At 66.3% G+C, this 13,909-nt stretch carries 11 protein-coding genes; 3 read left to right on the plus strand and 8 right to left on the minus strand.

All coding sequences use genetic code 11. From position 1 onward, the window contains the following. The first annotated feature begins 64 nt into the window (after window positions 1–64). The 3 genes from folE2 to chrA all read left to right on the plus strand — a co-directional run bounded on the left by folE2 (window position 65) and on the right by chrA (window position 3,126). Entirely contained in the window at window positions 65–1,105 is a 1,041-nt protein-coding gene (gene folE2 / locus JDO7802_RS10800; protein ID WP_055085452.1) for a GTP cyclohydrolase FolE2, read from the plus strand. Window positions 1,106–1,219: 114 nt separating this feature from the next. Next, a complete protein-coding gene (locus JDO7802_RS10805) occupies window positions 1,220–1,882 on the plus strand; it encodes a rhodanese-like domain-containing protein (RefSeq protein ID WP_055085454.1) in 663 nt (220 codons plus the stop codon). Then, window positions 1,879–3,126 (plus strand): chromate efflux transporter, encoded by a 1,248-nt coding sequence (gene chrA, locus JDO7802_RS10810; protein ID WP_055085456.1) that lies wholly within the window; start codon window positions 1,879–1,881, stop codon window positions 3,124–3,126. The genes JDO7802_RS10805 and chrA overlap by 4 nt, the downstream gene beginning before the upstream one ends. Here the strand turns inward: chrA and glmM are convergent. The 8 genes from glmM to JDO7802_RS10850 form a co-directional block, all read right to left on the minus strand. Continuing rightward, a complete protein-coding gene (gene glmM, locus JDO7802_RS10815) occupies window positions 3,123–4,466 on the minus strand; it encodes a phosphoglucosamine mutase (protein ID WP_055085459.1) in 1,344 nt (447 codons plus the stop codon). The two genes, chrA and glmM, sit on opposite strands and share 4 nt — an antisense overlap. Beyond that, window positions 4,447–5,439: a dihydropteroate synthase gene (gene folP / locus JDO7802_RS10820; RefSeq protein WP_055085461.1), complete on the minus strand. Its 993-nt coding sequence runs from the start codon at window positions 5,437–5,439 to the stop codon at window positions 4,447–4,449. The genes glmM and folP overlap by 20 nt, the downstream gene beginning before the upstream one ends. Next, window positions 5,439–6,344: a dihydroneopterin aldolase gene (locus JDO7802_RS10825; RefSeq protein WP_055085463.1), complete on the minus strand. Its 906-nt coding sequence runs from the start codon at window positions 6,342–6,344 to the stop codon at window positions 5,439–5,441. Before JDO7802_RS10825 ends, folP begins: the two co-directional genes overlap by 1 nt. A gap of 79 nt (window positions 6,345–6,423) precedes the next feature. Further along, window positions 6,424–7,122 (minus strand): cell wall hydrolase, encoded by a 699-nt coding sequence (locus JDO7802_RS10830; RefSeq protein WP_055085465.1) that lies wholly within the window; start codon window positions 7,120–7,122, stop codon window positions 6,424–6,426. Window positions 7,123–7,328: 206 nt separating this feature from the next. Continuing rightward, entirely contained in the window at window positions 7,329–9,860 is a 2,532-nt protein-coding gene (locus JDO7802_RS10835; protein WP_083481233.1) for a putative PEP-binding protein, read from the minus strand. Between the two features lie 219 nt (window positions 9,861–10,079). Continuing rightward, on the minus strand, window positions 10,080–12,296 hold the full coding sequence (gene glyS / locus JDO7802_RS10840) for a glycine--tRNA ligase subunit beta (protein ID WP_055085469.1): 2,217 nt from the start codon (window positions 12,294–12,296) through the stop codon (window positions 10,080–10,082). Beyond that, window positions 12,297–12,836 carry a DUF6446 family protein gene (locus JDO7802_RS10845; RefSeq protein ID WP_245624173.1) on the minus strand — a complete coding sequence of 180 codons (540 nt, stop codon included), beginning with the start codon at window positions 12,834–12,836 and terminating at the stop codon, window positions 12,297–12,299. Next, entirely contained in the window at window positions 12,836–13,768 is a 933-nt protein-coding gene (locus JDO7802_RS10850) for a glycine--tRNA ligase subunit alpha (RefSeq protein WP_055085471.1), read from the minus strand. The genes JDO7802_RS10845 and JDO7802_RS10850 overlap by 1 nt, the downstream gene beginning before the upstream one ends. Between the last annotated feature and the right edge of the window lie 141 nt (window positions 13,769–13,909).

Raw genomic sequence — 13,909 nt, forward strand, 5'->3', positions numbered from 1 at the left:
GCCTTGCTATTGTGAAAAAACATACCATCTTGACGGCCTGAGCGAGAACCGAAGGGAGGGGCGCATGACCGTCCATCAACCGGATATTGAACGCCACCCGACCGAAGCCGAAGCCAAGGAAGCACTTGCGCTGCTTCAGCGCTATGCCAAGACCGACCCGTCAGCGGCGGTCGCTCTGTACCCCGAAATGTCGAACGTCTATCCCGTCCACGTCTCGGACGAGGCATATCGCGCGACGCTGCCCGATCTTCAGAACGGACCGGCCAGCCTGATCCGCGGCGCGGACCGCCGGATCGAGCATGTGGGCATCTCCAACTTTCGCCTTCCGATGCAAATCGCCACGCGCAGCGGCGTGCAAGCCGTGCAGGTCTCGGTCACCGGTACCGTCAGTCTGGAGGCCGGGAAGAAGGGCATCAACATGTCGCGGATCATGCGCAGCTTCTATGCGCATGCCGACGCACACATGGGTTTCGACGTGGCCGAGGCCGCGCTTGACGATTATCTGACCGACCTGGCGGCGTTCGATGCCCGCCTGCTGCTGTCCTTTTCCCTGCCTCTGCGCGTCGAAAGTCTGCGGTCCGGCCTGACTGGTTGGCAATATTACGATATCTCGATGGAAGTCGTGCAATCGTGCGGGGTGCGCCGCCGGGTCCTGCATCTGGACTATGTCTATTCGTCGACATGCCCCTGTTCGCTTGAACTTTCCGAACATGCCCGGCGGACGCGGGGACAACTGGCGACGCCGCATTCGCAACGCTCGGTCGCCCGCCTGTCGGCCGAGGTGACGGGCGCTGTCGCGTTCGAGGATCTGATCGACATGTGCCGGCTGGCTGTGCCGACGGAAACGCAGGTCATGGTCAAACGCGAAGACGAACAGGCCTTTGCGGAGTTGAACGCCGCCAATCCGATCTTCGTGGAGGATGCCGCCCGCCTGTTCGCGCAAGGGTTGGAGGCCATCACCGGCGTCGGCGATTTCCGCGTTGTTGCCAGTCATCAGGAAAGCCTGCACAGCCATGATGCTGTCTCGGTCCTGACCCAGGGTGACCTTTTCGCGACCGAAACTCTGGAACCCCGTCTGTTCGGAACACTCGTCCACGCGGGCTAAGTCTTGCGTCACGGCCGGACCTCTGCCACCGTGACGGCAGGGGTCGCGCACACCCCGTCTCAGGCACATTGCCCAAGTCGCGCATCCATGAACCGTTCAATCGGAGGATGCCCCTTGGCTCATTTGTTCATCACCCCACATGCCCTTGCCGCCTGTCTTCACAAGGCCGACGCGCCGCAGATCATCGACCTGTGCGACGCGGAGGATGCCGCCGCCGACGCGCGCCGCATTCCGGGTGCCATACCTCTGGCTCTGGCAGACCTCGAAAGGTCCGATCTCGCCGCCGGATCCTTCGTCTGCATTTGTCAAAAAGGGGGCAAGCTCAGCCAGTTGGGCGCGGCGATCCTCCGGGATCGGGGGGCCACCGCGTCGGCGCTGTTCGGCGGCCACCTGGCCTGGGTTGCGGACGATCTGCCATTGACGTCCGCCGACGCCTTGGCGGCGCGGTGGGTCATGCCGACGGATCCAGATTGGGCCGAACTGGCGGCGCTTTGGGTTCTGCGGCGCCTGATCGATCGCCGGGTGCCAGTCATGCCGGTGACCCGCGATTGGCTGGACAAGGCCGCCGAGGTCTGGGGCGCGCGGGTCGTCCCGTCGAACGTCGGTCACCTGACCCGGCTTGCGAACCTGACGTTCCCCATCCCGCCGCATCTGACCGATGGGCCGGATCGCATGGTCGCCGGACGGCTGACGCATGTCACCTCGCCGGTGCAGGCGCTCGACCTCGTCGACGATTGGCTGGCCGGGCAGGACACCGCCCTGGACGTGTCGGTATGAGGGCGGATCACGCGCGCCTGCCCGACTGGTCTGCGATGATCCGGGCCTTCGGTCGGATCGGCCTGTTATCTTTTGGGGGACCGGTGGCTCAGATCGCATTGATGCACCGCGAGCTGGTAGAGGAGCGCGCTTGGCTCGACGAGGAGACGTATCTTCGCGGTTTGGGGTTTTGCACGCTCTTGCCGGGACCGGAGGCGATGCAGCTGGCCACCTTTGCGGGTTGGCGTCTGCGCGGCACTGCCGGGGGGCTGTTGGCGGGTCTCCTTTTCGTCGTGCCCGGCGCGGTGATCATGGTGGCGCTTGCCGCGCTATACTTGTCCTACGGCCGACTGCCGTTAGTCGAAGCGGCGTTTTTGGGGATCAAGGCGGCAGCGCTGGCCATCGTGGCGGGGGCGCTGTGGAAACTGCGCGCCAAGGCGCTGCGGGGGCCGCTTGCCATCGCGGTCGCCATCGCCGCCTTCGCCGCGCTGTTCTTTCTTGCGGTTCCGTTCTGGGCCGTTCTGCTGGCCGCACTTGCGACCGGGGCCCTGCGCGGCGGGGACGGGGATACAAGTGTCGCCCCCCTCAAACCGGCCAAGACGCTGCGGACGGTTGCGACATGGCTGGCAATCTGGTGGGTGCCGCTGCTGGCGCTTTTGCTGCTGGCACCCGGGTCGGTCCCGGCACAGGCGGGTCTGTTCTTCAGCTGGCTTGCCACCGTCAGCTTCGGCGGTGCCTACGCCGTCTTGGCCGCGCTGGCGCAGACGGCCGTGGACATGCATGGCTGGCTCACCCCGGAAGAGATGGTCGACGGTTTGGGCCTGGCCGAAACGACGCCCGGCCCGTTGATCCTGGTGACCGTTTTCACCGGTTGGCTGGGCGGGGCGCAGGTGGGCATCGGCACGGCGGTCGCCACCGCTCTGGTCACGCTGTGGGCGACGTTCGCGCCTTGCTTCCTGTGGATTTTCGCCGGGGCCCCGCATCTGGAGCGGTTGACGGCGAACCCCCGTCTGCGCGGCGCGCTCAACATGGTTTCGGCGGCCGTGGCGGGGGTGATCGCGAACCTGTCGATCTGGTTCGCCGTACATATCCTGTTCATCCGGGTGTCCGACGGCACGCCGCCTTGGCCAGATCCGACATCGCTCGACCCCAAGGCGCTGGCTTTGGCCATCTTCGCTTTTGGCTGGCTGCTGATCCTGAAGCGCGGCCTGTTTGAGACGCTCGCCCTCGCCGCATGCGGCGGGGCGGCGTTGCACCTGATCTAGGCCGCGCCGCGCACCGCGTCGGCCACGTCGTCAACGACACGGTTGAGCAGCCCGTCATCTTCGCATTCGGCCATCACCCGGATCAGGGGTTCCGTCCCCGACGCCCGGATCAGCAGGCGACCGGTCCCGTTCAACTGCGTCTCGGCCTGGGTGATGGCGCGGCGCACGGCCGGCGCGTCCAGCGGCGTGATCCCATCGGCATAGCGCACGTTTTCCAAGCGTTGCGGCACGGGGGTGAAGCTGTGCATCAGATCGGCGGCGGGTTTGCCGGTGCGCACCATTTCCGCCAGGAACTGCAACCCCGCGATCAGACCGTCACCGGTGGTCGCGTGATCGGTCATCACGATATGTCCCGATTGTTCGCCGCCCAAGTTGAAGCCGCCGGCGCGCATCGCCTCTACCACATGGCGATCGCCGACCTTGGTGCGCAGAAGTGTGATGTCGGCCGATGCCAGATACCGCTCCAACCCCAGGTTCGACATGACCGTCGCCACCAGGGTCGCGCCCTTCAGCCGCCCCTCGGCGGCCCATCGATGCGCGAAGAGCGCCATCAGCTGATCGCCGTCCGCGACGCGGCCTTCGGCGTCCAGGATCATCACCCGGTCCGCGTCCCCATCGAGTGAAATTCCCACATCCGCGCCATGGGCGACCACGGCCTGCGCGCAGGTGTCGGTATGGGTGGAGCCGCAGTCGTCGTTGATGTTGCGCCCGTTGGGCGATACCCCGACGGCGAACACGGTCGCGCCAAGCTCCGACAGAACGTCTGGTGCCGCGCGATACGCGGCCCCGTTGGCGCAGTCGATGACGACCTTCAGCCCCTCGAGAGACATGCCCGGCGGAATCGTCGTTTTCGCATATTCCACGTAGCGCCCGCGTCCGTCGTCGATGCGCTTGGCCCGCCCGATATTGGGGGCATCCGCAAGGCGCACGCCGTCGGTGACCATGCGTTCGATCTCCGCCTCGGCCTCGTCACTCAACTTGAAGCCGTCGGGGCCGAAGAACTTGATGCCATTGTCGTCCGCCGGGTTATGACTGGCCGAGATCATCACGCCCAGGTCCGCCCGCATCGACCGCGCCAGCAGGCCCACCGCGGGCGTCGGCACCGGGCCCAGCAGCAGCACGTTCATGCCCGTCGACGTCAGCCCCGCCGTTAGCGCGTTTTCCAGCATATAGCCGGACAATCGCGTGTCCTTGCCGATGACGACGCGGTGCGCGGCCTGTCCCGCGCCCTCGCGCCGGAAATAGCGCCCCGCGGCGGCCCCCAGGCGCAGCGCCATCTCGGCGGTCATGTTGCCGGCGTTTGCCCGGCCGCGCACGCCATCAGTTCCAAACAGGCCCATCGGATCCCCCCGTCTCGCGCCAGAGCGCCAATCCCTGTGCCACCATATCCACATCATGGACACGGTGCATTTGCACGCCTTGTGCCACAGCGGCCAGCGTCACCGCCAGCGTCCCCGCTGCGCGATCTTCCGCCCGATCTGCGCCGCCGATTTCACCGATGAAACGTTTGCGCGACGCCCCCAGAAGGAGAGGCAGGCCAAGGCCGTGAAACACGGCGATCCTGCGCAACAGGTCGAGGTTGTGCGCCTTGGTCTTGCCGAAGCCGATACCGGGGTCGACCACGATACGGTCGCGCGAAATTCCTGCCGCTTCCGCCTTTGCCACCCGGTCCGCCAGCGCGTCGTACACGTCCAGCGCCACATCGTCGTAGCTCGGGTCGTTCTGCATCGTTTGGGGCGCGCCTTGGGCATGCATCAGGCAGACCGGCACACCGGACGCCGCCACCAGTCCGGCCATCGCCGGATCGAACGTCAGGGCCGACACGTCGTTGACCAGCACCGCGCCGGCATCCAGCGCGGCCCGCGCCACGCTGGCCTTGCGGGTATCGATCGACAGCGGCGTCCCGACCAGCGCCGCGATGACCGGGGTCACGCGGGCGATCTCCGTCGTCTCGTCCACATCCGCGGCACCGGGGCGCGTGCTCTCACCGCCCACATCGACGATATCGGCGCGGGCCATTGCGGCGGCCTGTGATGCGGCCGCGTCTGGGCGCATGAACCGACCGCCGTCGGAAAAGCTGTCGGGCGTCACGTTCAGGATGCCCATAATCGATGGCCGGGTCATCGGGACACCGGCGATCGAGGCGCGCGACGCGATCAAGGGGGCCAGAGCCGCCTGAGGAACCTCGGCCACCGGAACCGTCCGGGTCGGGCGTCCGCGTTCCAGAACCTCCACCGCGTCGAACCGCATCCATCCGCCGGCCAGACGCGGCCCGGTGGCATGGGCGTGGGGCAGGGGCCGCAGGTATTGCATCAGATCGACGCAAGATCCGGTGCCAGACGCGCGCCGTCCGCCGGGATCGGCGTGACCAGTTCGACCGCGTCGAAGGCATCGGCGAACCAATGGGCGAGGTTCAGTGGATCGGCCGCGTCCGGGGCATTCGTCGCATCCAGCACAAGACGCGACGGGGCCCAGACCGACAGGCGGGCATTGCGCATGGACCAGTCCAATTCCGTCCGCGTGTCGACCACGATGCAGCGGCGGTCCATCGCCGCCAGACGCCAGGCCGCCTGTTCCAGCGCCAGAAGGGCGATGCGTCGTTCGGCCATCGGATGCTCGGCGGGGGGCGGTGCGAAGTCCGGCGTGGCGATCAGGACGACCGGCCTGGGGTCCGCCGCCAGCCGGTCCAGCAGCGCGGGCAGCGCGGCATCTGCCTGCGCGCCGGCGGGCAGCAGGATCACGCGGGGCCGGGGTGCGTCGTCATCCACTTGGATCGCGGCCTGCGCCCGCGATCGGACGATCTCCACGCCCAGCACATGCGGCCCGCGGTCCAGTTTCTCGATCCGGACGAAGACGCGGGCGACCCGGTCGTGGTGCAGCACGCGGGCTGCCAGACGCTCGGCCAGGGTTTCGAGCAGATTGAGCCGCTCGGCCTCCAGTTCGATGTCGATCGCCTCGATCAGGGTGTCATAGCTCAGGATTCCGTCGACATCGTCGCCCAGCACGGCATCGGTGTCCGGCACCACCTCGGCCACGATATCCAGGCGGATGCGTTGCAGCACGCCACGTTCCTGCTGGAAAGCACCGATCTCAACCTCCCGGACATGCTCCCGCAGGGAAATCCGGTCCAGGGGAAGACCGGCCGCGCGGGCGCGGTCCAGCGGCGCGGCGAAAGCCAGTCGCAGATCATCCTGCTGGGGGGGGGCGGGGCGGGTCATCGGCGTCTCGGCGTGGTCTTTGCGGTTCCCTCAGACCACGCCCGCACCGCGCAGAAAACCCCCGACGCGCATGTTTGCGTCAGGCACCGGGTATCTGGCGATAGAACAGGTGGCGACCGACCTGCGCCGTCTGGGGATAGACCTTGGCCCAATAGGGATCGACATAGTCCGCGTGATAATGCGTCGCCTCACCCGTCAGGCGCCGAGGCTCCCCGTCCATAAGGCGGCGGGCGATCTTGCCAGCCAGGTCCCAGGCCTGCGGCTCGGTCACCATTTCGGGAATACCGTCGCAGGTATAGCTGAATTGGCAGGCATGCAGACGGCCGGTCCCCTGATTGACGACGCCGCAGACGGTGTCCGGGTAGTTGCCCACATCGACCCTGTTCAGGATCACTTCGGCGACGGCGACTTGACCGCGCAGCGGCTCTCCGCGGGCTTCGAAATAGATCGCTTCGGCCAGGCAACGCCATTCGTCATCGCCACGCGCCGGGGGCTGCGCCGCGATCGCGGCGGTGTTGAACGTGGCCGGACCACGACGGAAATCCTCGGCCCGCGGCTGGCCCTGTTGCGACAGGGGTTGCGCCGCACCGGTCAGCGACGTCGCGCTTGCCTGTGTCAGGCTTTCGATCCGTTCAAACCCGGCCCGTTCCACACCCGTCGTCATGCCCAACGCCAGCGACTGGGCCGAAACGGATGCGCCGCCGAATCCGAGCAGACCACACAAAACCAGACCCGCGACAGCCTGCGCCGACGCCTTACACACATTCCGAAACTTCATCTATTCTTCACCTGAACATCGTGGCTCTCGAACGGGGTACACCCCTGACCTTAGCGAAGCGTGAAGAACGATCGTCTGCACGGCACCTCGGCTCGGAGGGTGACGTGAAGTCTGCCAACGGAAGGCGCAACATGGTCAAAAGCGCGCAGGGGTGGAACCCGGCGCTGGCTGTGCGGGTTTCTGCCCAACGCTCTGCCAGATCGGCGTTAATCCGCCTTTTTCGTCCCAAGCAACGTCGCCTGCGCGGCCGCAAGTTTCGCGACTGGGACCCTGAAGGGCGAGCAACTGACGTATGTGAAGCCAGCCAAGCGACAGAAGGCGATCGATTCGGGGCTGCCGCCGTGTTCGCCACACAGGGCAAGTGTGATGCCCGGCTGCGCCTTGCGGCCACGGGCCGCCCCCAGCAAAAGCAGTTCGCCCACCCCGTCTACATCCAGCGTCCCGAATGGATCTTCGGGATAGACGCCTTCGTTGACATAAGCGGACATGAATCGCCCCGCGTCGTCGCGCGACAGACCATAGGTCATCTGCGTCAGGTCGTTCGTTCCGAAGCTCAGGAAGTCAGAGGTTTCGGCGATTTCCTCGGCCCGCAGCGCGGCGCGCGGCGTCTCGACCATGACGCCCAGACGATAGGTGAATTCGGTCCCGGTCTCGGCGCGCACGGCCCCGGCGATGCCATCGATGCGCCGCTTCACCAACTCCACCTCCCGCCGGGCGGTGACAAGCGGGATCATGATTTCGGGCCGCACATCGACGCCTTCGGCCATCGCCGCCACCGTCGCCTCGAAGATGGCGCGGGCCTGCATCTCATAGATTTCGGGCACCGCAATCCCCAGGCGCACGCCGCGCATGCCCAGCATCGGATTGTATTCCTGCATGGATTCGATCCGCGCCTTCACCTCCGACAGCGGGCGATCCAGCGCTTCGGCCAGGGCGCGCACACCCTCGATCTGGCTGGGCAGGAATTCGTGGAGCGGCGGGTCCAGCAGACGGATGCACACCGGAAGCCCGGACATGAGCCGGAACAACTCGGTGAAATCTTCCCGCTGCATCGGCAGCAGACGGTCCAATGCAGCGGCACGGTCCTGCGGCGTTTCGGCGAAGATCATTTCTCGCATCACGGTCAGACGCCCGGAATCGAAGAACATATGCTCCGTCCGGCACAATCCGATGCCATCGACGCCGAATGTACGCGACAGGGTCGCATCGGCCACCGTGTCGGCATTTGCGCGCACACCGATGTCGCGCACGTCGTCGGACCACCTCATCAAATCACCGAACGCGCCGTCCAGCGTGGGTTCGGTGGTTGCGACGCGCCCCGCCAGCACCTCACCCGAGGAGCCGTCGATCGTGATCTCGTCACCTTCGTGCAGGGCCGTGCCGTTCACCAGCGTGATGCGCCGCTTCTTTTCGTCGACGGTCAGGCCCATCGCCCCGGTCACGCAGGGCAGACCAAGGCCGCGTGCGATCACGGCGGCGTGGCTGGTGGTGCCGCCGCGTTCGGTCAACACGCCGTCTGCCGCATGCATGCCGCGCACGTCATCGGGCGTGGTTTCGCGCCGCACCAGGATGCAGGGTTCGTCGCGCGACAGGCTGGCCTGCGCGCTGGCGCTGTCGAACACCAGCTTGCCCGCCGCCGCACCCGGAGAGGCGGCGATGCCACGGCCCAGCACGGTGGCCCGGGCGTTCGGATCGATCTGCCGGTGCAACAGACGAGACAGCGTTTCGGGGGCCACGCGCAGCAGGGCTTCGGTTCGCGGGATGACGCCGTCGCGGGCCAGTGCGGCGGCGATGGCGACGCTGGCACGGGCGTCGCGCGGGCAGCGGACGGCGTCGAGAATGGCGAGGCGGCCCTGGTCGATGGTAAATTCGACCTGCATCTCCTCGCGCAGACGACGGCGGCAACGGGTGCCGACCTCCCGCAACTCCGCATAGACGTCGGGCAGCATGTCTTCGAGCGAGGCACCGCGCGCATCGCGGGTCAGATACAGCGCTTTCTCGGGGGTGCGCAGGGCGTCGCGGCCCATGGCCTGCCCCATATAGCGCCCGGTGATCTGCGGATCGCCGGTGGCCGGATCGACGAACTGAACCACGCCGGCACCGGACTGACCGGGGCCCATGCCCTGCGCCATGCGCTGCACCACAAGGCCCAGGCCGGCATCCGCGGGGGCACCCTTGGCCTGTCGCAGCAGGCGGGCGGAGGTGCCGTCCCAGGCGCGGGACATATTCTGCAGAACTTCGGCCAGTTGCGCCTCGATCCGCTGCGGGAAAGGCGCGTCCATCTCGTCCTCGAAGACCTGCCGCGCGGCGGCGGGGGTGGGGGCGTCGTCGAAGGGTTCTTCGTCCAAGCGCATGACTTCAATGGCAAAAGACCGGATGAACCGCAGGTAGAGCTTATCGGCCACGGCATCGCCCAGCGTGTTGGACAGCCAGGCGTGGGCGTGGTCGTTCATCCCGATGTTGAGCACTGCGCCGGGACCGCCCCAATCGCCGGTCTGGCTGGAGGAGCGGACCGACAGCAGCAGCGGTTCCCCTTCGAAGAGGCCAATCAGATGGCCCAGGTCGGGCATGTCGCCCCCGGCAATCGTGCGCACGGTCTGGAAGGGGATGGCGACGGTCTGGGGGACGGGCAAATCCATGCGGATAAGGCGTTGCAGGCATTTCGCGCGGCTGCCGTGCCGATCCGCCGTGATGTCGGCGGCCGGGGTGATGGGCGTGAAGCCAGGTGTGTCGAGCATGGGTCGACCCTCGCGATTGTGCAGGTGCAGCATGACATATTGTTGCGCTGCAGCATAGCCTCTTTTGCCAGACTGACAGTAAGGCATCCCTTCTGTCAGACCAGCCTGTCGATCGCGCCGGTCGATCCGTGTTGCGCGTCTGCACGGTCAAGGAATTTCGTGGGTGATCTACGGGTGATCTGTGGGTGATCTGCGTCGGACGGGCGTCCGACGCGGGTTTTAAGAACCGATCTTGCTCAGATCGGCGATTTGCGCGCACAGGCGCACGATCTCTGACAGCAGGTTGAGGCGATTGCGGCGGACGACCTGCGATTCGGCGTTCACCTGCACCCCTTCGAAGAAGGCGTCGATGGGCGCGCGCAGATCAGCCAGCGCGGCCATCGCGGCGGGGTAATCCTCGGCCGCGAGGGCGGCTTCGATGGCGGGTTTGGCGGGGGCCATCGCATCGAACAGCGCGCGCTCCTCCTCCGTCTCGGCCATCTTGGGGTCGGCCCCGTAGGAATATTCGACGCCGTCCTTCGCTTCGGCCTGATCGAGGATGTTCTTGGCGCGCTTGTAGCCTTGGAGCAGGTTTTCCCCGTCGTCGGTGGCAAGGAAGGCGTTGAGCGCGCGGGCACGGGCGGTGACATTGGCGAGGTCGTCGGTGCGGTCGCCGGTCAGGACGGCGTCGATGACGTCGTGGCGGATGTCCTCGGACTTGAGGTGCTGTTTGAGGCGATCGTGGAGGAACGTGAGGAGGTCCAACGCCAATGCTTCGCTTTCAGCAATGCTTTTCCCATTCCGGTGTTGAGCATGTCTTTTCTCAAACTCCTTGTTACGGAAGTCGGAAACGAGGTGGCCTTGACGCTCTCGGAGTTGCTCGGCGACGGCTTCCGATGCATCGAATTCTAAGGCGTGTTCTCGGCCGATCTTGATCTTCGCGAGCTCGACAAACAGGGGACGAGCAAGAAGCAGGCTAACTCCATTTTCCAACACCAACCGAATAACTCCCAACGCTGCGCGTCGCAGCGCGTAGGGATCCTTGCTCCCGGTTGGCTTCTCGTCGATCGCCCAGAACCCGGCCAGCGTGTCCAGCTTGTCGGCCAGTGCCACGGCAACCGATACCGGCGCGGTTGGCACATCATCCGACGGCCCCAGAGGCGAGTAGTGCTCCTGCGCAGCCAATCCAATCTCCTTGGGGAGATTGGCAGCGTCAGCGTAGTAGCGGCCCATCAGGCCCTGCAATTCGGGGAATTCGTAGACCATCTCGGACGAGAGGTCCGCCTTGGCCAAACGGGCGGCGCGTTCGGCCAGATCGGGGTCGGCCCCGACGGTGGGGGCCAGTTCGCGGGCGAGGGCGGCGATGCGCTCGATACGCTCGGCCTGCGACCCCAATTTGGCGTGGAAGGTGACGTTTGCGAGGGCGTCGGTCCATTGCTCCATGCCCTCCTTCGCGACGCGCAGGTCATTCTCCCAGAAGAATTTCGCATCGGCCAGACGGGCCGAGAGCACGCGGTTGTTGCCCGCCAAAATCGTCGCGCCGTCGTCCGCCGTGTCGCGGTTGGCGACGGTGACGAAGCGGACGATCTTGCCCGTCTTGTCGCGGACGGAGAAGAATTTCTGATGCTCCTTCATGGAGGTCTGAAGCACCTCGGGCGGCAGGTCGAGGAAGGCATCGTCGATCCGGCCCATCAGGACGACGGGCCATTCGACCAGCCCCGCGACTTCGGCCAGAAGGCCCGCATCCTCGACCACCTCCAACCCGGCGGCGAAGGCCTGGTTCGTGGCGTCCTGCCAGATGGCGTCGGCACGCTCCTGCGACGACAGGACGACCTTGGCGCGCTTTAACTTCGCCTCGTAATCATCGAAGGAGGTTACGGAAAATCGGCCCGGCGCCATGAAGCGGTGGCCTTCGGTCGTGTCGCCCGCGCCGATGCCGTCGACGTCGAGCGGCACGATCTGATGCCCATCTTCACGCGTGAGAATGCACAGGATCGACCGCAGCGGGCGGACCCAGCGAAGCGACCCGGTGCCCCACCGCATGGACTTGGGCCAGGGGAAATTGCGGATCGTCCGGTCCAGAACGTCCGCCACGATGGCGGCGGCGGGACGCCCCTGATTGGTGATGCGCGCGACGTAGATCTGACCCTTCTTGTCATCCGCGATCGTCAGTTGATCTTTCGTCAGGCCCGCGCCGCGCAGGAAGCCGGCCAGCGCCTTTTCGGGGGCGTCGACGCGTGGGCCCTTGCGGTCCTCGGTCGTGGTCGGGCTGGCGTCGGTCAGGCCGTTGATAGCGAGGGTCAGGCGGCGGGGCGTGCAATGGGCAACGGCCCCGGCATAGGTCAGCCCCGCATCGACAACGCCGTCGGTGACCAGTTTCTTCAGGTCGTCGGCCGCGCGGCGTTGCATCCGGGCGGGGATCTCCTCGGAGAAGAGTTCGATCAGCAGGTCTGGCATTCAGAGCTGTCCCTCGGTCAGGGGTTCAAAGGTGGCGCGGTCGGGGCATTCCTCGCCGATGGCGGTGCCGTCGTAGGCCTTTTCGCCGCATTCGTTCAGCTCGTGCCAAGCGAAGCCGCGCCCGTCGAGGGTGAGCGCGACGATCCGGTCCACGCCGTAGCCCGCGTTCTTGTAGGCGATGAAGGCGCGGGCGGTGCCGTCGGCGATCTGCGCGCCGATGGCCTCGGCGTCGAAACAGTCGAACCAGGGGGGCGCGATGGTGGGCGCGGCGTCGGGTATGGGCAGACCACTAGCCATATAGGCAAGCGCGACACCGTCAAGGTCGTGCGTAAAGCAGGCCCGGAATCCGAGCGGCGAGGAATTGGAGGCAATGGCCTGCACCTCGGTCGCGGGAAGCGTGAAGAGGCCGCTGCCGGTTTCAAGCGTCAGGGTCACGGGCCCTTCGATCGCGGCGTAATAGCCGCGGGTCTGCGCGAACCACAGGCCCGCGCCCATCGCGAGCGCGGTGCCGAGGATCAGGAGGACGGCGATTTTTCCCATCAGGCGGCGTCCGACCAGCCGCCGGCGCGCGTCGTCACGAAAGCGTCGGCGCAGGCCTTGGCCAACGTCCGGACCCGGCCGATGTAGGCCTGCCGTTCGGTCACGGAGATGACGCCGCGCGCGTCCAGCAGGTTGAAGATGTGACTGGCCTTGATGCATTGGTCATAGGCGGGGTGGGCCATGACGATGCGCTTGCCGGTCTTGGGGTCGTCGGCGGGGCGCGACAGGATTTCGTGGCAATGCGCCTCCGCCTCCTCGAACTGCTTGAGCAGGACGGCGGTGTCGGCGGTGTCGAAGTTCCAGCGGGCGTATTCTTCCTCGGTCTGCTTGAACACGTCGCCGTAAGTCAGCGGGATGGGGGCGGAGGGGTCGTTGAAGGGCATGTCCATGACGTGATCGACGCCGAGGACGTACATCGCCAGACGCTCCAACCCGTAGGTCAATTCGCCCGAGACGGGGTGGCAGTCGTGGCCGCCGACCTGTTGGAAATAGGTAAATTGGCTGACTTCCATGCCGTCGCACCAGACCTCCCAGCCCAGGCCCCATGCACCCAGCGTGGGCGACTCCCAGTCGTCTTCCACGAAGCGCAGATCGTGCAGCTCGGCGTCGATGCCGATGGCCTGGAGCGAGCCGAGATACAGCTCCTGCAGGTCGGGCGGGCTGGGTTTGATGAGGACCTGGTATTGGTAGTAGTGCTGAAGCCGGTTGGGGTTTTCGCCGTAACGCCCGTCGGTGGGCCGGCGCGAGGGCTGAACGTAGGCCGCGGACCAGGGGTTCGGACCGAGCGAGCGCAGGGTTGTGGCGGGGTGGAAGGTGCCGGCCCCGACCTCCATATCGTAGGGTTGCAGAATGGCGCAGCCCTTGGTCGCCCAATAGGTCTGAAGCCGCAGGATGATCTCTTGAAAGCTGCGGGGCGTGTCCGGTCTGCTCATGGTCTGCACCTTGCACGAATGGGTCGCGACCGCGTCTATGCGGCAACACATGGGGCGTCAACGCGGCCCCGCATTCCCCAACGTCCAGCGGTGGCCTTAACTTTCCACGGGCGATCGGGAAAACAGGGGAAGACGACTGCC

Origin of the sequence: Jannaschia donghaensis (assembly GCF_001403795.1) — a bacterium.
GTDB lineage: Bacteria > Pseudomonadota > Alphaproteobacteria > Rhodobacterales > Rhodobacteraceae > Jannaschia > Jannaschia donghaensis.

Excerpts from the sequence above, each read along its gene's own strand:
- glyS (WP_055085469.1), bottom strand. The coding sequence starts at position 12,296 with ATGCCAGACCTGCTGATCGAACTCTTCTCCGAGGAGATCCCCGCCCGG.
- JDO7802_RS10830 (WP_055085465.1), bottom strand. The coding sequence starts at position 7,122 with ATGAAGTTTCGGAATGTGTGTAAGGCGTCGGCGCAGGCTGTCGCGGGT.
- JDO7802_RS10835 (WP_083481233.1), bottom strand. The coding sequence starts at position 9,860 with ATGCTCGACACACCTGGCTTCACGCCCATCACCCCGGCCGCCGACATC.
- glmM (WP_055085459.1), bottom strand. The coding sequence starts at position 4,466 with ATGGGCCTGTTTGGAACTGATGGCGTGCGCGGCCGGGCAAACGCCGGC.
- JDO7802_RS10825 (WP_055085463.1), bottom strand. The coding sequence starts at position 6,344 with ATGACCCGCCCCGCCCCCCCCCAGCAGGATGATCTGCGACTGGCTTTC.
- JDO7802_RS10850 (WP_055085471.1), bottom strand. The coding sequence starts at position 13,768 with ATGAGCAGACCGGACACGCCCCGCAGCTTTCAAGAGATCATCCTGCGG.
- JDO7802_RS10845 (WP_245624173.1), bottom strand. The coding sequence starts at position 12,836 with ATGGGAAAAATCGCCGTCCTCCTGATCCTCGGCACCGCGCTCGCGATG.
- chrA (WP_055085456.1), top strand. The coding sequence starts at position 1,879 with ATGAGGGCGGATCACGCGCGCCTGCCCGACTGGTCTGCGATGATCCGG.
- folE2 (WP_055085452.1), top strand. The coding sequence starts at position 65 with ATGACCGTCCATCAACCGGATATTGAACGCCACCCGACCGAAGCCGAA.
- folP (WP_055085461.1), bottom strand. The coding sequence starts at position 5,439 with ATGCAATACCTGCGGCCCCTGCCCCACGCCCATGCCACCGGGCCGCGT.